The organism is Thermus sp. 2.9, assembly GCF_000794385.1.
Lineage (GTDB): Bacteria > Deinococcota > Deinococci > Deinococcales > Thermaceae > Thermus > Thermus thalpophilus.
In genome coordinates this window covers 1-25,265 of record NZ_JTJB01000024.1, presented here as the reverse complement: position 1 = coordinate 25,265, position 25,265 = coordinate 1, and the positions used below count along the sequence as shown (strand labels likewise).

29 protein-coding genes are annotated in these 25,265 nt (G+C 67.0%); 18 read left to right on the top strand and 11 right to left on the bottom strand.

Annotated features, from left to right (window positions below):
• Positions 1–5 precede the first annotated feature (5 nt).
• On the bottom strand, positions 6–749 hold the full coding sequence (locus QT17_RS05810) for a TerC family protein (protein ID WP_039457666.1): 744 nt from the start codon (positions 747–749) through the stop codon (positions 6–8).
• Positions 750–781: 32 nt separating this feature from the next.
• Between QT17_RS05810 and QT17_RS05805 the strand changes: the two genes are divergently transcribed.
• The 6 genes from QT17_RS05805 (at position 782) to cimA (ending at position 8,305) form a co-directional block, all read left to right on the top strand.
• Complete coding sequence (locus QT17_RS05805; RefSeq protein WP_039457664.1) at positions 782–1,747, top strand: YpdA family putative bacillithiol disulfide reductase; 966 nt, start codon at positions 782–784, stop codon at positions 1,745–1,747.
• Between the two features lie 166 nt (positions 1,748–1,913).
• Positions 1,914–3,602 (top strand): biosynthetic-type acetolactate synthase large subunit, encoded by a 1,689-nt coding sequence (ilvB, locus tag QT17_RS05800; RefSeq protein WP_039457661.1) that lies wholly within the window; start codon positions 1,914–1,916, stop codon positions 3,600–3,602.
• Positions 3,599–4,111, top strand: a complete 513-nt coding sequence (gene ilvN, locus QT17_RS05795; protein ID WP_039457658.1) for an acetolactate synthase small subunit — start codon at positions 3,599–3,601, stop codon at positions 4,109–4,111. The genes ilvB and ilvN overlap by 4 nt, the downstream gene beginning before the upstream one ends.
• Positions 4,108–5,121, top strand: coding sequence for a ketol-acid reductoisomerase (ilvC, locus tag QT17_RS05790; RefSeq protein WP_039457655.1), 1,014 nt, complete (start codon positions 4,108–4,110; stop codon positions 5,119–5,121). The genes ilvN and ilvC overlap by 4 nt, the downstream gene beginning before the upstream one ends.
• A 47-nt stretch (positions 5,122–5,168) precedes the next feature.
• Positions 5,169–6,725, top strand: coding sequence for a 2-isopropylmalate synthase (locus tag QT17_RS05785; protein ID WP_039457654.1), 1,557 nt, complete (start codon positions 5,169–5,171; stop codon positions 6,723–6,725).
• Positions 6,726–6,727: 2 nt separating this feature from the next.
• Positions 6,728–8,305: a citramalate synthase gene (cimA, locus tag QT17_RS05780; protein WP_039457651.1), complete on the top strand. Its 1,578-nt coding sequence runs from the start codon at positions 6,728–6,730 to the stop codon at positions 8,303–8,305.
• On the opposite strand, the gene QT17_RS05775 is transcribed toward cimA, so the two are convergent.
• The 3 genes from QT17_RS05775 to QT17_RS05765 are packed head-to-tail and all read right to left on the bottom strand — an operon-like array spanning position 8,286 to position 10,589.
• Complete coding sequence (locus tag QT17_RS05775; RefSeq protein ID WP_039457641.1) at positions 8,286–8,810, bottom strand: Uma2 family endonuclease; 525 nt, start codon at positions 8,808–8,810, stop codon at positions 8,286–8,288. The two genes, cimA and QT17_RS05775, sit on opposite strands and share 20 nt — an antisense overlap.
• A 7-nt stretch (positions 8,811–8,817) precedes the next feature.
• On the bottom strand, positions 8,818–9,594 hold the full coding sequence (locus QT17_RS05770; protein ID WP_039457638.1) for an ABC-2 family transporter protein: 777 nt from the start codon (positions 9,592–9,594) through the stop codon (positions 8,818–8,820).
• Positions 9,591–10,589 carry an ATP-binding cassette domain-containing protein gene (locus QT17_RS05765; protein WP_039457635.1) on the bottom strand — a complete coding sequence of 333 codons (999 nt, stop codon included), beginning with the start codon at positions 10,587–10,589 and terminating at the stop codon, positions 9,591–9,593. Before QT17_RS05765 ends, QT17_RS05770 begins: the two co-directional genes overlap by 4 nt.
• Before the next feature lie 21 nt (positions 10,590–10,610).
• On the opposite strand from QT17_RS05765, the gene QT17_RS05760 reads away from it, so the two are divergent.
• From QT17_RS05760 to QT17_RS05710, 11 genes are all read left to right on the top strand, one after another.
• On the top strand, positions 10,611–11,393 hold the full coding sequence (locus QT17_RS05760; protein ID WP_200883382.1) for an ABC transporter permease: 783 nt from the start codon (positions 10,611–10,613) through the stop codon (positions 11,391–11,393).
• 9 nt (positions 11,394–11,402) lie between these two features.
• A complete protein-coding gene (gene plsY, locus QT17_RS05755; protein WP_039457632.1) occupies positions 11,403–12,005 on the top strand; it encodes a glycerol-3-phosphate 1-O-acyltransferase PlsY in 603 nt (200 codons plus the stop codon).
• The gene (bshB1, locus tag QT17_RS05750) at positions 11,998–12,681 is read left to right on the top strand and encodes a bacillithiol biosynthesis deacetylase BshB1 (protein WP_039457629.1); all 684 of its coding nucleotides are present in this window, start codon (positions 11,998–12,000) and stop codon (positions 12,679–12,681) included. Before plsY ends, bshB1 begins: the two co-directional genes overlap by 8 nt.
• A gap of 43 nt (positions 12,682–12,724) precedes the next feature.
• The gene (gene argF / locus QT17_RS05745) at positions 12,725–13,630 is read left to right on the top strand and encodes an ornithine carbamoyltransferase (protein WP_039457626.1); all 906 of its coding nucleotides are present in this window, start codon (positions 12,725–12,727) and stop codon (positions 13,628–13,630) included.
• Between the two features lie 4 nt (positions 13,631–13,634).
• Positions 13,635–14,153: a Uma2 family endonuclease gene (locus tag QT17_RS05740; protein ID WP_039457625.1), complete on the top strand. Its 519-nt coding sequence runs from the start codon at positions 13,635–13,637 to the stop codon at positions 14,151–14,153.
• A 2-nt stretch (positions 14,154–14,155) separates the two neighbouring features.
• Positions 14,156–15,193 carry an N-acetyl-gamma-glutamyl-phosphate reductase gene (gene argC, locus QT17_RS05735; RefSeq protein ID WP_152607336.1) on the top strand — a complete coding sequence of 346 codons (1,038 nt, stop codon included), beginning with the start codon at positions 14,156–14,158 and terminating at the stop codon, positions 15,191–15,193.
• Positions 15,184–16,329, top strand: coding sequence for a bifunctional glutamate N-acetyltransferase/amino-acid acetyltransferase ArgJ (gene argJ / locus QT17_RS05730; RefSeq protein ID WP_039457618.1), 1,146 nt, complete (start codon positions 15,184–15,186; stop codon positions 16,327–16,329). Before argC ends, argJ begins: the two co-directional genes overlap by 10 nt.
• 71 nt (positions 16,330–16,400) lie before the next feature.
• Positions 16,401–16,886: a hypothetical protein gene (locus QT17_RS14370; protein WP_235283798.1), complete on the top strand. Its 486-nt coding sequence runs from the start codon at positions 16,401–16,403 to the stop codon at positions 16,884–16,886.
• Between the two features lie 21 nt (positions 16,887–16,907).
• Positions 16,908–17,480, top strand: a complete 573-nt coding sequence (locus QT17_RS05720; protein ID WP_039457615.1) for a hypothetical protein — start codon at positions 16,908–16,910, stop codon at positions 17,478–17,480.
• A 28-nt stretch (positions 17,481–17,508) separates the two neighbouring features.
• A complete protein-coding gene (locus tag QT17_RS05715) occupies positions 17,509–17,781 on the top strand; it encodes a hypothetical protein (RefSeq protein ID WP_039457611.1) in 273 nt (90 codons plus the stop codon).
• The gene (locus QT17_RS05710; protein WP_039457608.1) at positions 17,778–18,215 is read left to right on the top strand and encodes a DUF420 domain-containing protein; all 438 of its coding nucleotides are present in this window, start codon (positions 17,778–17,780) and stop codon (positions 18,213–18,215) included. Before QT17_RS05715 ends, QT17_RS05710 begins: the two co-directional genes overlap by 4 nt.
• Here QT17_RS05710 and minC read toward each other — a convergent pair.
• The 7 genes from minC to deoC are packed head-to-tail and all read right to left on the bottom strand — an operon-like array spanning position 18,175 to position 24,045.
• Positions 18,175–18,732 carry a septum site-determining protein MinC gene (gene minC, locus QT17_RS05705; protein ID WP_039457605.1) on the bottom strand — a complete coding sequence of 186 codons (558 nt, stop codon included), beginning with the start codon at positions 18,730–18,732 and terminating at the stop codon, positions 18,175–18,177. The genes QT17_RS05710 and minC overlap by 41 nt on opposite strands.
• Before the next feature lie 9 nt (positions 18,733–18,741).
• A complete protein-coding gene (locus QT17_RS05700; protein ID WP_039457602.1) occupies positions 18,742–20,484 on the bottom strand; it encodes a penicillin-binding transpeptidase domain-containing protein in 1,743 nt (580 codons plus the stop codon).
• On the bottom strand, positions 20,481–20,942 hold the full coding sequence (gene mreD, locus QT17_RS05695; RefSeq protein WP_039457599.1) for a rod shape-determining protein MreD: 462 nt from the start codon (positions 20,940–20,942) through the stop codon (positions 20,481–20,483). The genes QT17_RS05700 and mreD overlap by 4 nt, the downstream gene beginning before the upstream one ends.
• The gene (gene mreC, locus QT17_RS05690; protein WP_039457597.1) at positions 20,939–21,727 is read right to left on the bottom strand and encodes a rod shape-determining protein MreC; all 789 of its coding nucleotides are present in this window, start codon (positions 21,725–21,727) and stop codon (positions 20,939–20,941) included. The genes mreD and mreC overlap by 4 nt, the downstream gene beginning before the upstream one ends.
• Entirely contained in the window at positions 21,724–22,287 is a 564-nt protein-coding gene (locus QT17_RS05685; protein ID WP_039457595.1) for a nucleoside triphosphate pyrophosphatase, read from the bottom strand. The genes mreC and QT17_RS05685 overlap by 4 nt, the downstream gene beginning before the upstream one ends.
• Positions 22,263–23,396: a phospholipase D-like domain-containing protein gene (locus QT17_RS05680; RefSeq protein WP_039457593.1), complete on the bottom strand. Its 1,134-nt coding sequence runs from the start codon at positions 23,394–23,396 to the stop codon at positions 22,263–22,265. Before QT17_RS05680 ends, QT17_RS05685 begins: the two co-directional genes overlap by 25 nt.
• Positions 23,386–24,045: a deoxyribose-phosphate aldolase gene (gene deoC / locus QT17_RS05675; protein WP_039457591.1), complete on the bottom strand. Its 660-nt coding sequence runs from the start codon at positions 24,043–24,045 to the stop codon at positions 23,386–23,388. The genes QT17_RS05680 and deoC overlap by 11 nt, the downstream gene beginning before the upstream one ends.
• A 73-nt stretch (positions 24,046–24,118) precedes the next feature.
• Between deoC and ychF the strand changes: the two genes are divergently transcribed.
• Positions 24,119–25,225, top strand: coding sequence for a redox-regulated ATPase YchF (gene ychF / locus QT17_RS05670; protein ID WP_039457589.1), 1,107 nt, complete (start codon positions 24,119–24,121; stop codon positions 25,223–25,225).
• Positions 25,226–25,265 lie beyond the last annotated feature (40 nt).

The following is a 25,265-nucleotide window of genomic DNA, read 5'->3' as shown; positions in this document are numbered from 1 at the left end:
CGATTTTACCCTTCCTCCTCGTAGGGCTGGTGGAGCTTTACGGGCTCGCCCCTTAGCCCCGCCCTGAGGTTCAGCCACTCCACGAAGACGGCGAAGCCCATGGCGAAGTAGACGTAGCCCTTGGGGATATGGACCCCAGTGCCCTCCGCCACCAGGGTGAAGCCGATGAGGAGGAGGAAGCTTAGGGCCAGCATCTTCACCGTGGGGTGGCGGTTGACGAAGCCGTAGATCCCCTTGGAGGCCAGGAGCATGATGGCCACCGAGATGAGGATGGCCGCCACCATCACGGGCACGTAGCGGGTGAGGCCCACGGCGGTGATGACGGAGTCAATGGAGAAGACGATGTCCAGGAGGAGGACCTGGGCGATGACGCTGGCGAAGCTCGGTGCCACCCGCTTCACGGCGTGCCCCGGTTCCCCCTCCAGCTTCTCGTGGATTTCCTTAACCGATTTGTAGATGAGGAAAAGCCCCCCGGTGATAAGGACCAGGTCCTTCCCCGTGACCTCGTGGCCAAAAAGGGCGAAGAGGGGCTTCTTCAGGGCCATGATCCAGGTGATGGAGAGGAGGAAGAGGATCCGGGTCACCGCGGCCAGGCTCAGGCCCAGGACCCGGGCCCGGTCCTGCTCCTCCTTGGGGAGCTTGGAGGCCAGAATGCTGATGAAGATCACGTTATCCACGCCCAGGACCACCTCTAGCACCGCGAGGGTGACGAGGGCGATCCAGACCTCGGGGTTGGCGAGCCACTCCATGGGCAAGAACTATACCCCATAAACTGGGGAGGATGGTGGACGTGCTGGTGGTGGGGGCGGGCCCCGTGGGGCTTGCCTGCGCGATGGAGGCCAAGCGCTTGGGCCTTTCCCATTTGGTTCTGGAGCGGGGGACGGTGGCGGAGACCATCTACCGCTTTCCCCGGAACATGGTCTTTTTCTCCGAGGGCAAGAACTTAGAGATCGGCGGCCACCCCCTGGTGGCCCACGGCCCCAAGCCCACCCGCAGGGAGGCACTTCTCTACTACCAGCGCGTGGCGGAACGGGAGGCCCTAAACGTTCTCACCCACACGGAGGTTTTGCGACTGGAAGGCCAGGAAGGGGGCTTCCAGGTCTTAGCGAAAGACCGGTATAGGGAAAGGACGTTCCTCGCCCGCTACGTGGTTCTGGCCACGGGCTACTACGGCAACCCCAACCGCCTTGGGGTGCCGGGGGAGGACCTGCCCCATGTCTTCCACCGCTACGAGGAAGGGGAGGCCTTCTTCGGCCGCAAGGTGGCGGTGATAGGGGGGAGCAACTCCGCGGTGGAGGCGGCCTTGGAGCTTTATCGGGCCGGGGCCCAGGTAACCCTGGTTCACCGGGGAACGTGGGTGCGCCCCAGCGTCAAGTACTGGCTCCTTCCCGATTTTGAAAACCGGGTGAAGGAGGGGAGCATCCAGGCCCTCATGGAGGCTTGGGTGGAGGCCATCACTCCGGAGGGGCTTTGTCTTAGGCGTCCCGGGGGCCGAGCGTTCCTCCCGGCGGACTTCGTCCTCGTCCTTATCGGCTACCGGGCGGAGGACCGCTTGCTTCGGGAGGCTGGGGTGGTCTACGAAGGGGAAAAGCCCCGCCTGACCCCGGAGTTTGAAACCTCCATCCCCGGCCTTTTTGCCGTGGGCTCCTGCGCCTTCGGCCCCGACACCCGCTCGGTTTTCATAGAAAACGGCCGGGAGCACGCCAGGCTGGCCCTTTCTGCCATCGCCAAGCGGCTTGCCCCTTGACACCCCCTTGGGGTGCGGGCTATCCTTAGCGGCAAGATGCGCTTGGCTCTCGCCCTATCCCTAGCCCTGGTCCTAATCGTAGGGCCAGCGGGGGGTAGGGTGTAGCGATTTTAAGGCGCATCCCAACCCCCCGGGAAACCGGGGGGTTTTGGTTTAGGAGGGGGCGATGAAGGGAGCGGAGGCACTTTTAAAGGCGCTGGAACGGGAAGGGGTGGAGGTGATTTTCGGCCATCCGGGCGGGGCCATCATGCCCACCTACGACGCCCTCTACGACAGCAACATCCGCCACATCCTGGTGCGGCACGAGCAAGGAGGGGTGCACGCCGCCACGGCTTACGCCCGGGCTTCGGGCAGGGTGGGGGTGGTGATGGCCACCTCGGGCCCCGGGGCGCTCAACCTGGTCACGGGGCTTGCGGACGCCTACATGGACTCCACCCCGGTGGTGGCCATCACCGGCAACGTTCCCCGGGCCCTCATTGGCACGGACGCCTTCCAGGAGGCGGACGTCACCGGGGTCACCATGCCCATCACCAAGCACAATTATCTGGTCCAGGACGTGAACGAGATCCCCCGGGTGGTCAAGGAGGCTTTCCACATTGCCGCCACGGGGCGCCCGGGGCCGGTGCTCATTGATATCCCCAAGGACGTGCAGCTGGCCGAGTTCACGGGGGATTTTGAGGTGGCGCTGGACCTTCCCGGCTACAAGCCCACCACCAAGGGCCACCCCAAGCAGATTGAACGGGCCCTGGATGCCCTGGAGAAGGCGGAAAGGCCCATCCTGATGGTGGGTGGTGGGGCCCAGCACGCCCACGGCGAGCTCCTGACCTTCGCCGAGAAGACCGGCCTGCCCGTCATAACCACCCTCATGGGCCTCGGGGCTTTTCCCGGCAACCACCCCCTGTGGCTCGGCATGCCCGGGATGCACGGCACCGTGGCAGCCAACCGGGCCATCCACCACGCCGACGTGATCCTGGCCATCGGCCTGCGCTTTGACGACCGGGTCACGGGCAAGGTCTCCCGCTTTGCCCCCCACGCCCACACCATCATCCACGTGGACATTGACCCGGCGGAGATCGGCAAGGTGGTGCGCACCCACATCCCCATCGTGGGGGACGCCCGGCTTGTGCTGAAGGAGATGCTCAAGGGTGCCAAGCCTCTCAGGCTGGCCGGTTGGTGGCGGGAGCTGGAGGAGTGGCGCACCCGCTACCCCTTGCGCTGGAAACCCAAGCCCCACCTGCAAAGCCAAGAGGTGATCCGGGCCTTCTTTGAGGCCACCGGGGGGAACGCCATCGTCACCACCGGGGTGGGCCAGCACCAGATGTTCGCCGCCCAGTTCTTCCCCGTGACCAGGCCCCGGAGCTTCATCACCTCCGGGGGCTTGGGCACCATGGGGGTGGGGCTTCCCTTCGCCATCGGGGCCAAGCTCGCCCGCCCTGAGGAGCTGGTGATTGACTTTGACGGGGACGGCTCCTTCCAGATGACCCTGCAGGAACTGGCCACCGTGGTCAAGTACGGCCTGGACGTGAAGGTGGTGATCCTGAATAACGGCTACCTGGGGATGGTGCGGCAGTGGCAGGATCTCTTCCACGCCAAGCGCTACTCCGAGGTTTACCTGGCGGACTCCAACCCCGACTTCGCCCGGCTGGCGGAGGCCTACGGCATCCGGGGCATTAGGGTGGAGCGCAAGGAGGACCTGAGGAAGGGCGTGGAGGCGGTGCTAAACGCCGATGGCCCCGTGGTGGCCGAGTTCAAGGTCTACCATGAGGAAGGCGTCTTCCCCATGATCCCCGCAGGCGGCGCCGCGGAGGACATGATCATTGAACACCCCGAGGAGAAGGAGGAGGTGGAGGCGTGAGGCACGTCATCTCGGTCCTGGTGCAGGACCACCCGCGGGTTCTGAACCGCATCACGAGCCTTTTCGCCCGCCGGGGCTTCAACCTGGAAAGCCTGGCGGTGGGGACCACCCACGTTCCCGGGCTTTCCCGGATCAGCCTGGTGGTTTCCGGGGACGACCACACCCTGGAGCAGGTGGAAAAGCAGCTCAACCGGCTCATTGAGGTGCTGAAGGTGACCGACCACTCCGAGCCCCACGTGGAGCGGGAGCTTTGCCTGGTGAAGGTCCACGTGGCCGGGGTGGAGGAGCGGCTTGCGGTGAAGGACATCCAGGAGGCTTTCCGGGCCCGGGTGGTGGACGTGGCTCAGCAGAGCCTCATCCTGGAGCTCACCGGCGACTCCAAGAAGGTGGACTCCTTCATTGAGGCCCTGAGGCCTTACGGGATCCTCGAGGTCATGCGCACCGGGGCCGTGGCCATGAGCCGCGGCGAGAGGACCCTTAAGGTCAGGGAAAAACGGGAGGCGGTATGAAGATTTACTACGAGCACGATGCGGACCTAGGCTTCATCCTCAGCAAGAAGGTGGCGGTGTTGGGCTTCGGCTCCCAGGGGCACGCCCACGCCCTGAACCTGAAGGACTCGGGGGTGGACGTGCGGGTGGGCCTGAGGCCCGGCTCCAAGAGCTTCGCCAAGGCGGAGGCGGCGGGGCTTCGGGTGCTTCCCGTGGCGGAGGCGGTGCGGGAGGCGGACATCGTCATGGTCCTCCTCCCCGACGAGGCCCAGGGGCGGGTCTACCGGGAGGAGGTGGAGCCAAACCTGAGGGAAGGGGCGGCCGTGGCCTTCGCCCACGGGTTCAACATCCACTTCGGCCAGATCAAGCCCCGGCGGGACCTGGACGTCTGGATGGTGGCCCCCAAGGGGCCCGGCCACCTGGTGCGGAGCGAGTACCAAAGGGGTAGCGGGGTGCCCGCCCTGGTGGCGGTGCACCAGGACGCCTCGGGGAGCGCCTTTCCCACCGCCCTCGCCTACGCTAAGGCCATCGGGGCGGCCCGGGCGGGGGTAATCGCCACCACCTTCAAGGACGAGACGGAAACCGACCTCTTCGGGGAGCAGGCGGTGCTCTGCGGGGGGCTCACCCGGCTCATCCAGGCGGGGTTTGAGACCCTGGTGGAGGCGGGCTATCCCCCGGAGATGGCCTACTTTGAAACGGTACACGAGGTGAAGCTCATCGTGGACCTCATCTACGAGGCGGGTTTCGCCGGGATGCGCTACTCCATCTCCAACACCGCGGAGTACGGGGACTACACCCGGGGCGAGGTGGCGGTGCCGGTGGAGGAGACCAAGCGCCGCATGCGGGAGATCCTGCGGCAGATCCAGACCGGGGAGTTCGCCCGGGAGTGGATGCTGGAAAACCAGGTGGGCCAGCCCGTGTTGGAGGCCAACCGCAAGCGCTGGAAGGCCCACCCCATTGAGGAGGTGGGCTCGAGGCTTAGGGCCATGATGCCCTTCCTGCGGGCGCGGGTATTGGAGGAAGTGGGGTAGCCAGTAAGGCCCCCCTTGCGGGGGCCTTTTGCGTAAGGGAGGGAACCATGGAACGGCACATCCGGATCTTTGACACCACGCTCAGGGACGGCGAGCAGAGCCCAGGAGTGGCGCTTTCCTTGGACCAGAAGCTGGAAATCGCCCACGCCCTGGCCCGGCTCAACGTGGACATCATTGAGGCGGGCTTCCCCGTATCCGGGCCTTTGGAGTTTGAGGCGGTGCGGCGCATCGCCACGGAGGTAAAGGGCCCCATCATTGCCGCCTTGGCCCGCACCCACACCCTGGACATTGACCAGGCGGCCAAGGCCCTGGAGAAGGCGGAAAAGCCCAGGATCCACGTCTTCACCTCCGCCTCCAAGATCCACCTGGAGTACATGCTGAAGAAGACGGAGGAGGAGGTCTTGGAGATGGCGGACAAGATGGTCCGCTACGCCCGCCAGTACGTGGACGACGTGGAGTTTTCCGCCCAGGACGTGATGCGGGCGGACTGGGACTTCGTGAAGCGGCTTTACGAGGTGGCCATTGAGGCGGGGGCCACCACCATCAACATCCCCGACACCACGGGCTACGGCACCCCCGGGGAGTACGGGGCCCTCATCCGCCGCATCCGCGACGAGGTGGTGCGGGGGCGGGACGTGATCATCTCCACCCACACCCACGACGACCTGGGCCTGGCCACCGCCAACGCCCTGGCGGGCGTGGAGAACGGGGCGGGCCAGATCGAGTGCACCATCAACGGCATCGGGGAGCGGGCGGGGAACACCTCCTTGGAGGAGGTGGTCATGGCCCTCTACGTGCGCCGGGACTGGTACAAGGCCTACACCCAGATCAACACCCGCGAGATCTACCGGGTAAGCCGCTTGGTGGAGCGCTACACCGGGATGCCCGTCCCCCCCAACAAGGCCATCGTGGGGGACAACGCCTTCGCCCACGAGTCCGGCATCCACCAAGACGGCGTCCTGAAGCACCGGGCCACCTACGAGATCATGGACGCCGAGCTCATCGGTAGGCGCCCGGCGGTGATCGTCCTCGGCAAGCACTCGGGGCGGGCGGCCTTTAAGAAGGCCCTCGAGGACCTGGGCTACAAGGACCTCTCCGAGGAGGAGCTGAAGAAGCTTTTCGCCCGCTTCAAGGAGATCGCCGAGAAAAAGGGCCCCCTCTCCGCCGAGGAGCTCCAGGCCCTGGTGGAAAGCGAACGGGAGCCCGTCTCCCACTTCTTCACCCTGGAGCACGTGCAGTTCTTTTCCGGCTCGGGCCTCCTGCCCACGGCCACGGTGAAGGTGAGGACCCCGGACGGGGAAAAGGTGGCCACCCACACGGGGGACGGGCCGGTGGACGCGGTGTACAAGGCCTTGGAGGAGGCCATCGGCCTCAAGCCAGAGCTGGAGCTTTACCGGGTGGAGGCCATCACGGGGAGCACCGAGGCCTTGGGCCAGGTGACGGTGCGGCTTAGGCTTGGGGAGCTCCAGGCGGTGGGGGTGGGGGTTTCCCCGGACATTATAGAGGCCAGCGCCCTGGCCTTTTTGGACGCCGCCGGGAAGCTGGCCTCGGGCCGGGCCACCCGCCACCCCCCTTCCATCTCCGAGGTGGCGCGCGGGGTTTAGGCATGGTGGAGATCCTGGATACCACGCTCCGGGACGGCACCCAGGGGGAAGGGGTAAGCCTCTCCGTGGACGACAAGGTGGCCATTGCCCGGCGCCTGGCCGCCTTCGGCATCCACGTGATTGAGGGGGGTTGGCCCGGCTCCAACCCCAAGGACGCGGAGTTCTTCGCCCGCATGAAGGGGGTGGACCTGGGGGCGGCGCGGCTTGCCGCCTTCGGGGCCACCCGCAAAAAGGGGCTTTCCCCGGAGGAGGACCCCTCCGTTTTGGCCCTTTTAGAGGCGGAAACCCCGGTGGTGGTCCTCTTCGGCAAAAGCTGGACCCTGCACGTGCTGGAGGCCCTGGAAACCTCCTTGGAGGAGAACCTCCGCATGATCCGGGACACGGTGGCCTTCTTCGCCCAGAGGGGAAAGCGGGTCATTTACGACGCCGAGCACTTTTTTGATGGCTACAAGGAGGACCCCAGCTACGCCCTCGCCACCCTCGAGGCCGCCCGGGAGGGAGGGGCCGACACCTTGGTCCTTTGCGACACCAACGGGGGGAGCCTGCCCGAGGAGGTCTACGCCATCACCAAGGCGGTGGTGGAGCGCTTCCCCGGGGTTAGGGTGGGCATCCACCCCCACAACGACGCCGAGCTCGCCGTGGCCAACGCCTTAGCGGCGGTGCGGGCTGGGGCTACCCACGTGCAGGGCACCATCAACGGCTACGGGGAGCGGTGCGGCAACCTGAACCTCACGAGCTTCCTCCCCACCCTGGTCTTCAAGTACAAAATCCCCGCCCTCCCCCCCGAGCGGCTTCGGGGCCTTAAGGAGCTTTCCCACTTCGTGGACGAGCGGGCCAACCTCACCCCAAACCGCCGCGCCCCCTACGTGGGGGAGGCGGCCTTCGCCCACAAGGCGGGGGTGCACGTGTCCGCCGTCCTGAAAAACCCCCGCACCTACGAGCACATCCCCCCGGAGTGGGTGGGGAACGCCCGCCGCTTTTTGGTCTCGGACGTCTCGGGCCGCTCCAACCTCCTGGCCAAGCTCCAGGAGCTCGGGGTGGACCTTTCCCGGGAGGAGGCCAAGCGCCTCTTGGATGAGGTGAAGGCCCTGGAGTACGAGGGCTACGCCTTTGAGGGGGCGGAGGCCAGCTTCTACCTCCTGGCCCACCGCCTAAGGGGCGGGGCGCTTCCCTTTAGCGTGGAGGGGTTTAGCGTCTTCGTCCACGGGGCGGGCCTGGACACCGCCTGGGCCGAGGCCACGGTGCGGGTGCGGGTGGGGGATAGCCTGCAACACACCGCCGCCGAGAGCCCCTTCGGTCCCGTTTCCGCCCTGGACAGGGCCTTCCGCAAGGCGGTGTTGCAGTTTTACCCGGAGCTTGACGACGTGGAGCTCACGGATTACAAGGTGCGCATCCTCTCCGGGCAGGAGGCGGGCACCAACTCGGGGGTGCGGGTGATGATCGAGATGAAGCGGGGGGAGGAGCGCTTCGCCACGGTGGGGGCCAGCGAGAACATCCTCGAGGCCTCCCTCAAGGCCCTCACCGACGGCTACGCCTACGCCCTCCTCTTCGCCCGGGCCCCTACGCCCAAGGAAGCCTGACCTCGGGAAAGGCCAGGGGGCTCACCGCCTCTTCGGGGGTGAGGAGGCGGATTTCCCGGTACCGCCCACCCCGGGGGTCGCGGTGGACCTCCAGGAGGCCCTCCTTCAGGTTCACGAGCCACACCTCGGGGATGCCCGCCTCGGCATAGAGGGGAAGCTTCACCCCTCGGTCAAACTCCAAGGAGGTGTCCGCCACCTCCACCAGGAGGAGGACGTCCTCGGGGGTGGGGAGGCGATCCTGGTAGCGCTCCAAGGGGGGCTTGAGGATGAGGAGGTCCGGCTCGGGCTCGGAGTCCTCCGCGAGGCGCAGGGGAGACTGAACCGCCACCAAGGCCTTGCCTGCCAAAGCTTCCTTCAGCCGGTGGTCCAAGCGCATCGCGGCGGCCACGTGCCTGGGTCCCATGGGGCTCATCTGGTACACCTCTCCCCTTAGGAGCTCCACGTGGGGCACCCCCTGGAAGGCCCGCTCAAACGCTTCCACGCTGAAGCGGTACCGGGTGGCCATGCCTCCATTATGCCCCGTGGCCGGCGTAGTGCTTGAGCCCAAGCCGCCAGAGGAGGCGCCAGAGGAGGAAGAAGAAAACCCCCCAAAGGAGCATCACCCAAAGGCCCGGGAAGAGGCGCACCTCCTGCCCCGCCAGGAGGGCGGCGGGGAGGTAGACCAGGTAGGGGAAGGGGGTGAGGAGGGCGAGGGTCCTTAGGGGTTCGGGGAAGACCTCCAGGGGGGCGATGGTCCCGGAGAGGAAGAGGTAAAGGAGGAAGAAGACCTCCTCCACCGCCGTGGCCCGCTCGCTGAAGAAGGTGAGGAGGGCGACGGCGTACTGCATGAGGTAGCGGAGCAAAAAGGCTAGGGCGGTGAGGAGGAGCCCGAGGAGGAAGGACAAAGGCTCAGGTTGGAAGCGGGCCTCGGGGAAGAGGAGAAAGAAGAGGAGGGTGAGGAGGACCACGAAGGGAAGCCGGGCGAGCCTTTCCGCCACGTGGGCCGCCAAGTGGTCAAAGAAGGGGTCCAGGGGCCTAAGGAGGCGGAAGGAGAGCCTCCCTTCCACCACGTCCCGCTCAAACTCCCACACCACCCAGACCACCGTGGCCTGGCGCACCAGGAAGACCATGAGGAAGTAGCGGGCGAACTCCCCGGGGCCTAAGGGGAAATCCCCGTGCCGTGCCGCTTCCGTCCAGACCCCAAGGAGGATCAGGGGAAGCGCCCCCGCCAGGGCCCAAAGGAAAAGCTCCGCCCGGTACTCCAGCATGTAGGCGAGGTACACCCCTAGGAGGGCCCAGGCCTTCCTCATCCCTCCACCTCCTTGGGGCTTTGGAAAACCCGGGCGATGACCTCTTCCAGGGGGGGCTCCTTGACCTCGAGGTCCTCCACGGGAAGCCCCTTCAGGATGAGGGCCACCCGCTCCGTGAGCCCCTCCCGGGGGACGAGGAGCCTGGCCTCCCGCCCCTCCGCTTCCCGCACCTCCCCGAAGGCCTTCAGGGCCTCCCGGGAGAGGGGTTTGGCCAGGACGAGCCGCACCTCCCGGTAGGGGGCGAAGCGGGCCAAAAGGCCCTCCAAGGCCCCGTCGTAGAGGAGCCTGCCATGGTGGATGACCAGGACCCTTTCGCAAAGGGCGGCGATGTCCGCCATGTAGTGGCTCGTGAGGAGGATGGTGGCCCCGTAGCGGGCGTTGTAGGCCCGCACGAACTCCCGCACCGCCACCTGGGCGTTCACGTCCAGGCCCAGGGTGGGCTCGTCCAGGAAGAGGACCTCGGGGCGGTGGAGGAGGGCGGCCAAAAGCTCCGCCTTCATCCTTTCCCCCAGGGAGAGCTTGCGCACGGGCTGGTGGAGCCTCCCCTCTAGCCCCAGCATCTCTGCCAGCTCCCCCACCCGCTTCCGGAACTCCCCCTCGGGGACCTCGTAGATGGCGGCGTTGAGCCGGAGGGTGTCCATGGCGGGCAGGTCCCAGATCAGCTGTTGCTTGTTGCCCATGACCAGGGTGATCTTCCTCAGGAAGGCCCTTTCCCGCCGCCAGGGCACGTGCCCCGCCACCAACGCCTCCCCACGGGTGGGGTGGAGGAGCCCCGTGAGCATCTTCAAGGTGGTGGTCTTGCCCGCCCCGTTGGGGCCCAAAAAGCCCACCACCTCCCCCCGCCGGATGGCGAAGCTCACCCCCTCCACCGCCCGCACCAGGCGGTACTGGCGGAAGAGGAAGTGGCGCAGGGTACCCAGGAGGCTTTCCTCCTTCAGGGCCACGCGGAAGTGCTTGGTGAGGTCTTGGGCGAGGACGACGGCCTCGAGGCGCACCCTCTAAGTCTACGTGGTGTAATGGTCTTTGTGCGCTACCTGCGGGTCTACCTCCTCTTTTTGCGCCTTTCCTTGGCGGCGGAGATGGAGTACCGCCTGAACTTCCTCCTGGGGCTTTTCTCCTCGGCCCTCACCCTCCTCGGGGCCCTCTTCGGCCTCCTCCTCCTCTACCAGGGGGGGTACCGGCCAGGGGGGTGGGCCTGGGAGGAGGCCCTTTTGGTCCTTGCCGCCTTCACCCTGCTACAGGGCCTTGGGAGCACCCTCCTCGCCCCCAACCTCAACAAGATCGTGGAGCACGTGCAGCAGGGCACCTTGGACTTCGTCCTCCTCAAGCCCTTAGACCCCCAGTTTTGGCTTTCCCTCAGGGTCTTTTCCCCTTGGGGCCTTGGGGATTTCCTCCTAGGGGTGGGGCTTCTCCTTTATGGGGGAAGCCGGCTTGGCCTTGGGCTTGGGGACTACTTCCTTTTCGCCTTCTACTGGCTCGTGGGGGCCCTCATCCTTTATAGCCTCTGGTTCCTCCTCGCCACCACCAGCATCTGGTTCGTGAAAATCTATAACGTCACCGAGGTCCTGCGGGGGCTTTTGGAGGCGGGGCGCTTTCCCGCCTCCAGCTACCCGGCCCTTTACCGCTTCTTCTTCACCTTCGTGGTTCCGGTGGCTTTCCTCACCACGGTGCCGGCGGAGGCCGCCTTGGGGCGGGGGGAGGCGCCCTGGGTGGCCTTGGGGCTGGCTTTGGGCCTTTTCCTCCTGGCGCGGGGCTTTTTCCGCTTGGCCCTTGGGAGCTACACCTCGGCCAGCAGTTAAAATCCCCCCATGGACTGGCTTTGGGTCCTCCTTCTGGCCTATCTCTTTGGGTCCATCCCCGCCGGGGTCTTGGTGGCCCGCACCTACGGGGTGGACCTCCGCAAGGTGGGTTCGGGGAACATCGGGGCCACCAACGTCCTCAGGGCCTTGGGGCCTGGCCCCGCCTTGGTGGTGGCCTTCTTTGACGTGTTTAAAGGGGGCATTGCGGTGCTCATCGCTCGGGCGGTGGGGATTGAAGGGCCCTTGCTCGGGGGGGTGGCCTTGGCGGCGGTTTTGGGGCACAACTTCTCGGTCTTTTTGGGCTTCCGGGGGGGGAAGGGGGTGGCCACCAGCTTCGGCACCCTGCTCTTCCTGGACCCCTTGCTCGCCCTTTGGACCTTGCCCATCGGGCTATCCGTGATGCTCCTCACCCGCTATGTGTCCGCGGGGAGCATGACCGGGGGCGTGGCGGCCTTGGTGCTTTCCTTGGCCCTGGGCCGGCCCCTTTGGGAGGTGGGCACCGTGGCCCTCATGGCCCTCCTCATCTTCTTCACCCACCGGGACAACCTAAAGCGCCTGCAGGCGGGCACGGAAAGGCGGCTAGGGGAAAGGGTGGAGGTGCGGGATGCTTGACCTTTTGGTCATCGCCCCCCATCCCGACGACGGGGAGCTCGGGTGCGGGGGGACCTTGGCAAGGGCCAAGGCGGAGGGGCTTTCCACTGGGATTTTGGACCTCACCCGGGGGGAGATGGGCTCCAAGGGTACCCCCGAGGAGCGGGAAAAGGAGGTGGCGGAGGCGAGCCGCATCCTGGGCTTGGACTTCCGGGGAAATCTGGGGCTTCCCGACGGGGGGCTTGCGGACCTCCCCGAGCAGCGGCATCGCCTGGCCGAGGTGCTCCGCAAGCTCAGGCCGCGGGTGGTGTTCGCCCCCCTTTCCGCCGACCGTCACCCCGACCACACCGCGGCGAGCCGCCTGGCGGTGGCCGCCATCCACTTGGCGGGCCTGAAGAAAGCCCCCTTGGAAGGGGAGCCCCACCGGGTAGAAAGGCTTTTCTTCTACCCGGGCAACCACCCCTTCACCCCCAGTTTCCTGGTGAAGATTTCCGCCTTCATAGACCAGTGGGAGCAAGCGGTCTTGGCCTACCGGAGCCAGTTCCTGGGCGAGGCGGCCAGCGAGACGGTGGGGCCCAAGGGGGTGGAGGCCCGCAAGGCCATGCGCCGCTACTGGGGGAACTACCTTGGGGTGGACTACGCCGAGCCCTTCGTGAGCCCCTTGCCCGTGCTCTACGTCCCCTGGTCCCGGGCCTAGCCCCTTGCATAACTTTGCAAGACCAAGGTATCCTAAGGGCCTCATGGGGGGAGACGCCCTGACCCTGCCCAAGGACCTGTTGGACTTTTCCGGCTACGGCGCCCAGGCCATCCGGGAGCTCATCGCCTTGGCGGACAGGCTCAAGCGCGAGCGCTACCGGGGAGAAGACCTTAAGGGTAAGGTCCTCGCCCTTCTCTTTGAGAAGCCTTCCTTGCGCACCCGCACCACCTTGGAGGTGGCCATGGTCCACCTGGGGGGGCATGCGGTCTACTTGGACCAAAAGCAGGTGGGCATCGGGGAGCGGGAGCCCGTGAAGGACGTGGCCAAGAACCTGGAGCGCTTCGTGGAGGGCATCGCCGCCCGGGTGTATCGGCACGGGACCGTGGCGGCCCTGGCCCGCCACGCCCGCATTCCCGTCATCAACGCCCTTTCCGACCGGGCCCATCCCCTGCAGGCCCTGGCGGACCTCCTCACCCTCAAGGAGGTCTTTGGGGGGTGGGAGGGCCTCGAGGTGGCCTGGGTGGGGGACGGGAACAACGTTTTAAACTCCCTCCTGGAGGTCGCGCCCCTGGTGGGGCTAAGGGTGCGGGTGGCCACCCCTAAGGGCTACGAGCCCGATCCCGCCCTTCTGGAAAAGGCCAAGGCCTACTTCACCCACGACCCCAAGGAGGCCGCCTTTGGGGCCCACGCCCTCTACACGGACGTCTGGACCAGCATGGGCCAGGAGGCGGAGCGGGAAAAGCGCCTCAAGGACTTCCGTGGCTTCCAGGTGAACGGGGAACTCCTCTCCCTCCTCCACCCCGAAGGGATCTTCCTCCACTGCCTCCCCGCCCACTACGGAGAGGAGACCACGGAGGAAGCCGTGCACGGCCCCAAAAGCCGCGTCTTTGACCAGGCGGAAAATCGTCTCCACACCGCCAAAGCCGTCCTCCTCACCTTGCTAAAGTAGGGGTATGGTCCGCCCTTACCGCTTTAGCCTGGAGGAGTTCCTGAAGCTTCCCCTGCCCGAGCGGGGGGTGGAGCTTCTGGAGGGGGAGATTTACCAGATGGCACCCATCGGCCCACGCCACGCCTACGTTCTGAACCGCTGGAACCGTCTCTTCGTGGAGCGCTTTCCCGAAGCGTTGGTGCAGGTTCAGGGTCCCTTGGCCCTGGCTCCGGATGTGTATTTGGAGCCGGACCTGGCCCTTCTGCGGCCGGGGGACTATGGGGAGCGCCTTCCTGGGGCGGAGGACGTGCTTTTGCTCCTGGAGGTTTCCGATGCTTCCTTGGAGTACGATTTAGGCAAAAAGGTGCCCCTATACGCCCGTATGGGCGTGCCCGAGGTTTGGGTCCAGGACCTCCAGGGGAGCCGGCTCCTCGTTTTCCGCACCCCGGAGGAGGGCCACTACCGGGAGCAGATCTGGGTTAAGCCCGGGGAGCGCCTGGCGCCCCTGGCCTTCCCGGAAGTTCTTCTGGAGGTGCCGTGGTAAGGGTGGGGATCCTGGGCGCCTCGGGATACGGCGGGGCGGAACTCCTTCGCCTTCTTAAGGAACACCCCGGGGTGGAACTGGTGGGTTTTTCCAGCCGCAAGCACGAGGGTAGACCCCTTTCTTCCGCTTGGCCCCAGCTTTGGGACCAAAGGCCCTTCGTTGCCCAAGAGGAGGTCTTGGAACGGGCGGACGTCCTGTTCCTGGCCCTCCCCAACGGCCTCGCCATGGGGATCACCCCCGAGGCCCTTCGCGCGGGCAAGCGGGTCATAGACCTTTCCGGGGACTACCGCCTTCCCCCGGAGGTCTACGAGGCCTGGTACGGGATCCGCCACCAAAGCCCCGAGCTCTTCCGGGAGGCGGTTTACGGCCTGCCCGAGCTCCACCGGGAGGAGCTCAGGGAAGCCCGCCTGGTGGCGAACCCTGGCTGCTACGTCACCGCCGCCACCTTGGCCCTCGCTCCCTTGGCGGCGGAAGGGGTTCTCCGGGGTGCCTTCGTGGTGGGCCTAAGCGGGGTTTCGGGGGCGGGCAGGGAGGGGGAAGGCACCTTCTTCGCCGAGGTGAACGAGAACCTGAAACCCTACAAGGTAGGGGGCACCCACCGCCACATCCCCGAGATGGAAGCGAACCTGGGCCGCCTCCTGGCCCAAGGGCGGAGGGTGCGCACCCACGGGCCCAGGCGGGAGGTGCGCCTTTCCTTCACCCCCCACCTGGTGCCCATGACCCGGGGGATTTTGGTCACCGCGGAGGCGGAGGTGGAGGGGACCTGGAGCCAGGAGGCTCTGGACGCCCTCTACCGGGACTTCTACCTAGGGGAGCCCTTCGTGCGGGTTTTGGGGGGGCTTCCCGAGACCAAGGGCACCTATGGCGCCAACCGGGTGGACCTCAAGCCCCTCTACGAGGAAAGGACTGGGCGCGTCCTGGTCTTCGCCGCCTTGGACAACCTGGTGAAGGGCATGGCGGGGCAGGCGGTGCAGAACCTGAACCTGATGCTGGGCCTACCCGAGGACACCGCCTTGCCCAAGGAGGGCGTATGGCCGTGAGGTTACCCAGGGGTTTCCGCGCCGGGGCTACCCGGGCGGGCATCAAGCCTTCGGGCAAGCCGGACCTGGCCCTTTTGGTCTCAGGGCTTCCCGCCCAATGGGCCTACGCCGCCACCCAGAACCGGGCCGCGGCCCCTTCCATCCACCGGGGCCGGGGGCTTTACGCCACCGGAGCCCCCTTGCGGGCCGTGGTGGTGAACGCCGGCAACGCCAACTGCGCCACGGGGGAGCGGGGCTTCCGGGACGACGCGCGGATGGCCGAGCTCGCCGCCTTCCGCCTGGGCCTTGCCCCCGAGGAGGTGCTCACCGCCTCCACGGGGGTGATCGGGGTGCCCCTGCCCGTGGAGCGGATCGCGGCGGGCCTGCCGCAAATAGAGCTCACCCCTTACGCCGACCCCTTCGCCGAGGCCATCCTCACCACCGACCTGGTGCCCAAGGTGGCGGAGGCCGAGGTGGCGGGGGCCAGGGTGGTGGGCATCGCCAAGGGGAGTGGGATGATCCACCCCAACATGGCCACCATGCTGGCCTTTTTGGTCACGGACGCCTGGGTGCCCCAGGAGGCCTTGCGGGAGGCCTGGAGGGGCATCGTGGACCGCACCTTCAACCAGGTGACCGTGGACGGGGACACCTCCACCAACGACCTGGCTTTGGTCCTGGCCAACGGGGCCTACGGCGAGGTGCCTTTGGAGACCTTTTTCCAGGCCCTGGAAGGGGTGGCCCGGGAGCTCGCCAAAAAGATCGCCCGGGACGGGGAGGGTGCCAGCAAGCTCCTGGTGGTTCGGGTGGTGGGGGCGGCCACGGAGGGGGAGGCGAGGCAGGCGGCCAGGGCGGTGGCGGGGAGCCTCCTTTGGAAAAGCGCCCTTTACGGGAACGACCCCAACTGGGGGCGGATTTTGGCCGCCTTGGGCAACTCGGGGGCCCGGTTTGACCCCTTGCGGGTGCGCATCCACCTTCAGGGCATCCCCCTATACGCCGGCGGCGTCCTTCCCTTTGACCGGGAAGCGGCGAGCCAGGCCATGCGGGCTGAGGTGGTGGAGGTCTTGGCGGATCTGGGAGAGGGGGAAGGGGCGGCGGAGGCCTACGGGTGCGACCTGACCGAGGGGTATGTGCGGATTAACGCCTTGTACACGACTTGACAGCTTGCCAAGGAAACAAATATGATGTAGACGGCCTTAAGTGGCCTAGTGAAAGGAGGGTGGTAGGTATGATGAGGTGGAAGAACCTGTTGGCTCTCTGTGCGATTGCTTTGGGGTTTGGCCTTGCGCAGGGGCGGCTTTACGGAGAGGCCTTGGGCGGGAATCTTTCTGTAACCCCAAACTTTTCGGCCGCCTTAGGAATCCGTGCTGGCGCTGAAAACGTCCTTGGGCCTGTGGGGTTCAGGGGTGCGGTGGAGCTCGGTTCTTCTAGCGTTAACAACGTTAGCATTCTGCTTGTGGCGTTGAACGTGGATGCGCTTTATCCCCTACCCCTGGACCAGGGCTTGAAGGTGGATGCGGGCCTTGGTCTTGGTTTGCTCTTGGTTTCTGCAGGCGGCACTTCGGCTACCGATTTTGCTGTCCGTGGTCTCGTTGGGCTTGAGGTACCAGTTCAGGGTAGCCTCGCTTTGCGGGTAGAACCTACGTTTAGCTACTACTTTCAGGCCCAACAGGCAGCCTTCGGAATCGTTTTCGGCCCCAGGGTTTATCTGAAGTAGTCCCTTGCTATCCTGAAGGGGATGCGTAGGCATCCCCTTCTTCTTTTGCTTTTCCTTTCCGGTTGCGCTCGGCCCGATGGGGCCCCGCCGGAGCTCGGCCTGGTGGAGCCCCTGGGTGGGGCGGTGGCCCCCGGCAAGGCCCTGGTGGTGGAGGGCTACGCCTTTGACCCCTCCGGGGTGGTAAGCGTGCGGGCGCAAGGGGCGGAGGTGCTGGGGGAGGTGGAGAAGGGCAAGCGGCTCGTGCGCTTCCGCTTCCGCCTACAGGCCCCCACCTCGGGGGAGGTGGAACTGAGGATGGAGGCGGTGGACGCCCTGGGCCACCGGGTGGAGCGGCGCGTTCCCTTGGTGCTGGACGCTGCGCCGCCCCGCATCGTGCTGGAAAGGCTAGAGCGGGAGGGGAGCCTTTACCGGGTCTATGGCCGGGTGGAGGACAACGTGCGGGTGGACCGGGTGGTGGTGCAAATGGGGGGGCGCTACACGCCGCTTTCCCTGCCCAAGGAGGCTAAGGTGTCCTTCCTGGCAGAGGTGCCCCAGGGGGCGGTGGTGGTGGCGGTGGACGCCGCGGGAAACCGCGCCTCCCGTCGCATTCCCTAAGGGGATTTGTGGTAAACTTCCCGCCAGTATGCCGCTAGGGGAAGCCCTGGAAGACCTGGCCCGGGCCCTTAGGGAAACGCCCGTAAAGGCCCAGGAGGCGGGGCGCTTTCGGGAAATCGCCAGGCTCCTCCACCGCCTCCCCCCGAGCCGGGAGCGGGACGGGCTTTTGGCGGTGGCGTACCTCAGGCTTTACCAGCTTTTAGGCCAGGAGGAGGACTACCTCAGGGGGTATAGCTACGCCCGCACCGCCCGCCTCGAGGCGGTGCGGCTTCTAAGCGAACGTTTGGGAGAACGCCTATGAAGGAGCTTCTCGGCCTGCTTGCCGTTTGGAGCATTGGCCTTTCGGGCTTGGCCCTCGTTTTTGGGGTGTTCCTGATCCGCCGGGAGAAGCGGGTGTGGCACCACCGCACCATGCTCCTCGCCACCAGCTTGGCGGCCCTCTTCTTGGTCTTCTACCTCACCAAGTGGGGGCTTTACGGCACCACGGCCTACGGGGGGCCGGAGGCGTGGCGGGGAGCCTACTACTTCATTCTCGTCACCCACACCCTCCTCGCCGCCCTCAACGGCCCCTTGGCCTTTTACGTCATCTGGCGGGCCCTTAGGGGGGAGTTCGCCCTCCACAAGCGCTGGGCCAAGGTCTTGGTGCCCATTTGGCTCTACGTGGCCCTCACGGGTTGGGTGATCTACCTGGTGCTCAAGCGCTACGGGGTGGAGTCGGGGGGAGTCGCCTTCTAGACCAGGGCTCCACCACGATCCTTCCTTCCACCACCCGGGCGAGCTCCGGGCCTGTCGCCTCTTCCCCTTCGGGGGCTTGGGCCAGGTGGGGGCCGATGCGAAGTTGCTTGGCGGCCAGGCTCAGGGCGAAGATGAAGCGCTCCTCGTCCCCTCCAGCCCCAGCGTGGGCCAGGCCCCGGAGCTTGCCCACCACGATCACGTCGCCCCCCGCCACCACCTCGGCCCCCGGGTTCACGTCCCCCAGGACCACGACGGTGCCAGGGTGCTCCACCCGCTCCCCAGCCCTCAGGGTTTTGCCCACCACCAGGGTGCCGAGGCTTTTGTGGCTCCGGGCGGGCACCAGGGTGAGGGGTCGGCCTAGGGCGAGGAGGGCTTGCAACACCTCTTGGGACACGGGGCCCGCCACCTCCACCTCCAGGGGAAGGCCCTCGGGGAGCGTGAGGCGGGCTAGGTCCTCGGGGCTTTCCCCCCCGTCCAGCCGCAGGGCCAGGGCCTTGGGCGTGGCGCGAAGGCGCATGGGGTCATTCTACCGGGCTTGGGCTTCCCCCGACACCTTCCAGTAGGCCTCCATCACCTTGCGCACCGCCGGCAAGGCCACCCGGCTTCCCTCCCCGCCGTTTTCAAAGAAGGCCACCACCACCAGGGGTGGGTAGGGGCTGTTGGGGTCCGTGGGGCCGTAGCCCATGTACCAAGCGTGCTCCAGGCCCCGGCGCTTGCCGGGAGTTTCCGCGGTGCCCGTCTTGCCCCCGGTGGGCACGGGGAAGTTGCCCAGCACATGCCGGGCCGTGCCCTCGGCGACGGTCTTGCGCAGGCCTTCCTGGAGAACGGTAAAGAAGCGGCCTGGCACTGGCTTTAGGGTAGGCTTCACCTCCTCCTTGCCGATCCGCTTCACCAGGTGGAGCTGGGGCTTCTTCCCCCCGTTGGCTATCGTGGCCAGCATCCGGGCGACCTGGGCCGGGGTGGCCAGGACCGGGCCTTGGCCGATGGCCACGGAGAGGGTTTCCCCAGGGTACCAGGGTTCCCCCAAGGCCTCCCGCTTCCAGGCGCGGGTGGGGAGGAGGCCGGTTTTCTCCGCCACCTCCACCCCCGTGGGTTCCCCGAGGCCCAGAAGCCGAGCCCGGGCCGCCAGGCGGTCCACCAAGCCCAAGGGGTCTTGGGCCACCGCCTGGTAGTACCAGGTGTTGCAGCTCCAGGCGATGGCTTCCCGCACCGTCATGGGGCCCAGGTCCCGGGTGGCCCAGTTGCGCCGCACCTGGCCCCCGTAGACGATGTAGGGGCTACAGCGGTAGGTGGTGGCCGGGCCCACGTACCCCTCCTCCAGGAGGGCGTAGCTGGTGGCGAGCTTGAAGGTGGAGCCCGGGGTGTAGGGTTGCAGGGCCCGGTTCAAGAGGGGAAGGTCCTTGTCCTGGAGGAGGTCCTGCACCTCCTTGGGCACGGGGCGCTTGGCGAAGAGACCCGGGTCAAAGGAGGGGGCGCTGGCCATGGCCAGGACCTCCCCGGTGCGGGGGTCCAGGGCCACGATGGCCCCCTTGACCCGGGTCTCGGGGGGAAGCCCGTTCAGCCGGCGGCCGGCGTTGATGTCGCTTAAGGCCTCCTCCAAGGCCCGCTCCGCCGCCCGCTGCAGGTCCAGGTCTAGGGTCAAGACCACGTCCTGCCCCGGGGTGGGCTCCTCCAGGATGGTTTCCCGCAGGCGCTCCCCCCGGACGTTCACCTCCACCGCTTTGACTCCCCGCTTGCCCCGCAGGTGGGACTCCAGGGCCGCCTCGAGGCCCGCCTGTCCCACCTGCTCGTCCGGGCTATACCCCCGCTTCACCTGCTCGGCATTGGCCTGCAGAACGTAGCCCAAGACGGGCCCGGATATGGGGTTGGGGTAGTGGCGCTCAATGCGCTCCACCAGCTTCAGGTTCTTCTGCCCGGCGGTGAGCTCCGCCAGGGTGGGGAGGAGGTGTTCCGGCACCCCGGCCTTGAGCACCCCCGCTTCCTTGGGAAGCTCCTTTAGGCCCAGAAGGGGAAGAAGCCTTTCCTTGTAGGCCACCTCTCCGCCCTCGTAGACCAGGTCCACCACCAACCGGTCTTGGGCGATGACCCGGCCCTTGCGGTCCAGGATCCTCCCCCTGGGGGCGGGGATGCCTTCGGTTTTCAGGTAGTTCCCTTGGCTTTTTAGGGCGTACTTCTCGTGCTCCAGGATCTGGAGTTGCCAGGCCCTAAGCCCAAGGAGGCCAAAGGCCAGGAGGAAGAAGGCCATGAGGGCGTAAAGCCGTGCGGTCATGGCGCCTTACCCAAGCCGCCCAGGCGGAGGGCGAGGAGGAAAAGGGGAAGGGTGAAAAGCCCCTCCAAGAACAAGTCCAGGGGCAGAAGCGGCGGAAGATCCAAACGGAGCCAGTAAGCCACCAGGAAGTAGCCGAACCACTTGGCGAAAAAAGCCCAGAGGAAGGCGAAGATGGTCCCCAGGCCTTCCCCGGCCACCAGGCGGCGGCTTGCCGCGTAGAAGGCGTAGGCGGCGAGGAGGAGGCCCGTGGCGTGGAGGCCCAGGAGGCCGAAGCCCAAGAGGTCCTGTAGAAGCCCTAGGAGGAAGGCGGCGGGAAGCCCCAGGTAGTAGGGCCTTTCCCAGGCGTACCAGAGGGCGAGGACCAGGAAGAGGTCCGGGGCCATGAGCCCTTGGGGCCAGACCGCTCCCAAGAACCCGGCCAGGAAGAGGGTTAGGAAAAGGGCGAGAAGCGCCTTCATAGGGGCCTCAGGACGATGACCTCCTCCAGGAGGGAAAGCTCCACCAGGGGTTTGGCCCAGGCCCTGAGCTTCAGCCCCCCCTGCACCCGCTCCACCCGCTCCACCCTACCCACGGGGATGCCCGCCGGGAAGAGGCCCAAAGGGGCCCCGGTGAGGAGGAGCTCCCCGGGCGCCACCTGGACCGTGGGGGGGAACTCGGCGAGGACCCGGTCCGGGGGGGCGCCGCGGGCCACGCCCCGGCCCGGGGCCTTTTCGGGGCGCACCCCCACCTGGCTTTCCGGGTCCAGGAGGGTGCGCACCAGGGCCCGGTGGGCCTCCACCTCCACCACCAGGCCCACGAGCCCCTCGGGGGCGGTGACGGGCATACCCACCCGGATCCCGTCCTGCTCCCCCAGGCCAATCACCAGGCGGCGGTAGAGCCCGGAGAGGTCCTCCCCCACCACGGGGGCCACGGCCACCACCCCTGGGGCCTGCTCCTGCCGCACCCGAAGGGCCCGGGAAAGCCGCTCCACCTCCAGGCGTAGCCGCTGGTTCTCCGCCTCCAGGGCCGCCACCTTCGCCCGGAGGGTCCGGTTTTCCCCGTAGAGGTCCTGGCGGTTCATCAGGGCGGCGAGGCCCGCCCTCACGTTCTCCCCCAGGCGGTGGCCCAAGGTGGGAAGGGGGGCGGTGAGGGGGGAAAGGAGGAGGGCCACCCGGGGGGCCAGGGGCCGGGTGAGGGCGGCCAGGGCGAGTCCCAAGGCCAGGAGGAGAAGGAAGAGGAGGCGGCGCAGGGCGGTTTCGCTCACGGCCGAAACCCCCTTTGCCAAAGGAGGGCGAAGACCCGGGCCACGGGCAGGCCCACCACGGTGTAGAAGTCCCCTTCCACCCTTTCCAAAAGGGCCATGCCAAGCCCCTGGGCCCCGTAGCCCCCCGCCTTGTCCAGGCCCTCGCCGCTTCGCACGTACCAGGCGATCTCCTCTTCGGAAAGCGCGCGGAAGCGCACCGCCGCCGTGTGCACCTCCGCCACCTCGTCCAGGGGCGTGCGTAGGTAGATGGCGGTGTGCACCAGGTGCTCCCTGCCGGAGAGGAGCCTTAGGAAAAGGCGGTTTTCCTCCGGGTCCTTGGGCTTGCCCAAGGCCTTGCCCTCCAAGTCCACCACGGTGTCCGCCGCCAGGACCCAAGGGCCTTCCACCCTTTCCCCCTTGCGTCGGGCAAGCGCCAGGGCGAGCTCGGGCGGGGGGAGGGCAAGGTCCTCCTCCGCCACCCCGGGGACCACCACCTTTAGGGGGTAGCCCAAGGCCTCCAGGAGGGCCTTCCGCCTAGGGCTTCCCGAGGCCAGGACTAGAGGGGTTCGCCCGCCTGCCAAAGCCTGAGCACCTCCTTTCTGTAGGCCTCCGCCAGGGAGGGGCTTTTTAGGACCAGGAGGTTTTCGTTGTTCACCTCCCGGGCTCGGAAGGTGAAGTTGTAGCTTCCCGTGATCACGTGGGCTTCGTCCAGGACCATGACCTTGTGGTGGAGGGTGTAGGGGTTGGCGTCCTTGCGCACGGGGATGCCCCCTTGCAACAAGGCCTCCTCCCGGCTGTCCCCCAGGTTGCGGGCCTCGAGGACCACCCGCACCTCCACCCCCCGCCGCTTGGCCCCCAGGAGGGCATCCACGATCTCCCGGTCCGTGAGGACGAAGGCGGCCACCAGGATTTCCCGCTTGGCCCTTCGGATCTCCCGGAGGATGGCCTCCTGGGCGAGACCGCCTCCTTTGGGGCTGAAGTACGCCACCCCTTCCACCCCTTCCAGGGCGAAGGCCACGGGCTGGCCCAAACCCTCCTTGACCCCGCTGAAGAGGGCCTGGAACTCCCTTGCGTAGCCCTCCGCCAGGGTGGGGGAGGGGAGGAGAAGGGCGTTTTCGTTGTTGCGGGCGAAGGCGTTCCAGGTCATGTTCACGCTTCCCGTCCACACCGCCTTCTGGTCCACCACCAGGAACTTGTGGTGCATGAAGCCCTCCCGCTCGTCGTAGCAGACGGGGATGCCGGCGACCTCCTCGCAGTCAAGGGAAAGGGGCTTGACCCGTTCCCGCAAGAGGGCGCGGGGCACCCTGGGAGGCTCTTCCCCTTGCCCCAAGGAAGCCGCCACCAAGTAGCGGCGAAAGTCCTCCCGGTAGTCGCTTTCCCCGTAAAGCCTGACCCTTACCCCCCGTTTGTGGGCGGCGAGCAGGCCTTGGGCGATTTTTAGGTCCCGGAACTCGTAGAAGGCCCCGTCCAGGGTTTCCTGGGCCGAGGCCATGAGGGCGAGGAGCCGCTCCTTGGCCCTTTCCCCGTCTTCCCCGTCTTCGGGCATGAAGTAGACCTCGGTCTTCCCCGCCTCTACTGGGGGCGGGGCGGGGCGGCGGAACTCTTGGTAGGCCCAAAGGAGAAGGAGGACAAGGAGGACCAGGTAACCGGGAAGCCCGGCCAGGCTCCTCTGCTTCCTCCTAGTACCCACTTCCCGCCTCCCCCCGCACCAGGGCTACCCCGCTGGAGGTGCCGAGCCGGCTCGCCCCCGCCACCAGGAGCTTAAGGGCGGTTTCCCGGTCGCGGATGCCCCCCGCCGCCTTCACCTGGGCCCGGCCCCTCGCCACCCGCACCAGGAGCGCCACGTCCTCGAGGCTCGCCCCACGGGGGCCAAAGCCCGTGGAGGTCTTGAGGAAGTCGGCCCCGCCCCGGATGGCCGCCTCGGCCAGGGCCTCCAGGGCCTCCGGGGCGAAGTGGCCGGTTTCCAGGATCACCTTGAGCACCGCCCGGGGCACCGCCTCCCGCACCGCCCGCACCTCGCTTTCCACGTGGGCCAGGTCCCCCGCCAAGGCCCGGCCCAGGTGGACCACCATGTCTATCTCGTCCGCCCCCCGGGCGTAGGCCAGGCTGGCCTCGAGGGCCTTCACCTCCTTTTCCTGGTACCCCAAGGGAAAGCCCACCACCGTCACCAGGCGGAAGGGCGCATGGGGGTAGCGCTCCCGCACGAAGCCCACGTAGGAAGGGGGGATGCAAAGACCAAAGAAACCGTACTCCAGCGCCTCTTCCGCCACCTTGGTGATCTCTTCCGGGGTGGCGGTGGGCTTCAGGAGGGTGTGGTCAATGTGGGCCGCTAGGTCCATACCCTGCCATCATACGCAAGGGGCGTGATAGGATGAAAAGAGGCCCCCAAGCGGGGCTTTTTTTGAGGTAAGCATGCTTGCGGTCGGCATCGTAGGTCTACCCAACGTGGGCAAGTCCACCCTCTTCAACGCCCTGACCCGGGCGGGCGCCCTGGCGGCCAACTACCCCTTCGCCACCATAGACAAGAACGTGGGCGTGGTGCCCCTGGAGGACGAAAGGCTTTACGCCTTGCAGAAGGTCTTCGCCAAGGGGGAAAGGGTTCCCCCCGTGGTGCCCACCCACGTGGAGTTCGTGGACATCGCTGGCCTCGTGAAGGGGGCCCACAGGGGGGAAGGCTTGGGCAACCAGTTTTTGGCCCACATCCGCGAGGTGGGGGCCATCGCCCACGTCCTCCGGTGCTTCCCCGACCCCGAGGTGGTCCACGTCATGGGCCGGGTGGACCCCTTGGAGGACGCGGAGGTGGTGGAAACCGAGCTCCTCCTCGCCGACCTTGCCACCTTAGAGCGCCGGCTTGAGCGCCTCCGCAAGGAGGCCCGGGCCGACCGGGAAAGGCTTCCCCTCTTGGAGGCGGCGGAAGGGCTTTACGCCCACCTGCAGGCGGGAAGGCCCGCCCGCACCCACCCCCTTTCGGAGGAGGTGCGCCGCTTCCTCAAGGAAACCCCCCTCCTCACCGCCAAGCCGGTCATTTATGTGGCCAACGTGGCGGAGGAGGACCTCCCTGAGGGGGAGGGGAACCCTCATGTTCAGGCGGTGCGGGAGAAGGCGAAGGCGGAAGGGGCGGAGGTGGTGGTGGCCTCCGCCAAGCTGGAGGCGGAGCTCGCCGAACTTCCTGGAGAAGAGGCGAAGGAGCTCCTCGCCGCCTATGGCCTCACGCAAAGCGGCCTGCAACGCCTGGCCCAGGCGGGGTATAGGGCCTTGGGGCTTCTCACCTTCTTCACCGCCGGGGAGAAGGAGGTGCGGGCCTGGACGGTGCGCCAAGGGGCCAAGGCCCCGGAGGCGGCGGGGGAGATCCACTCAGACATGGAGCGGGGCTTCATCCGGGCCGAGGTGATCCCCTGGGACAAGCTGGTGGAGGCCGGGGGGTGGGCTAAGGCCAAGGAGCGGGGCTGGGTGCGCCTCGAGGGCAAGGACTACGAGGTGCAGGACGGGGACGTGATCTATGTACTTTTCAATGCCTAAAGGCCCCACTCACTGCTGTACCCGGCCCTACACATGTGAG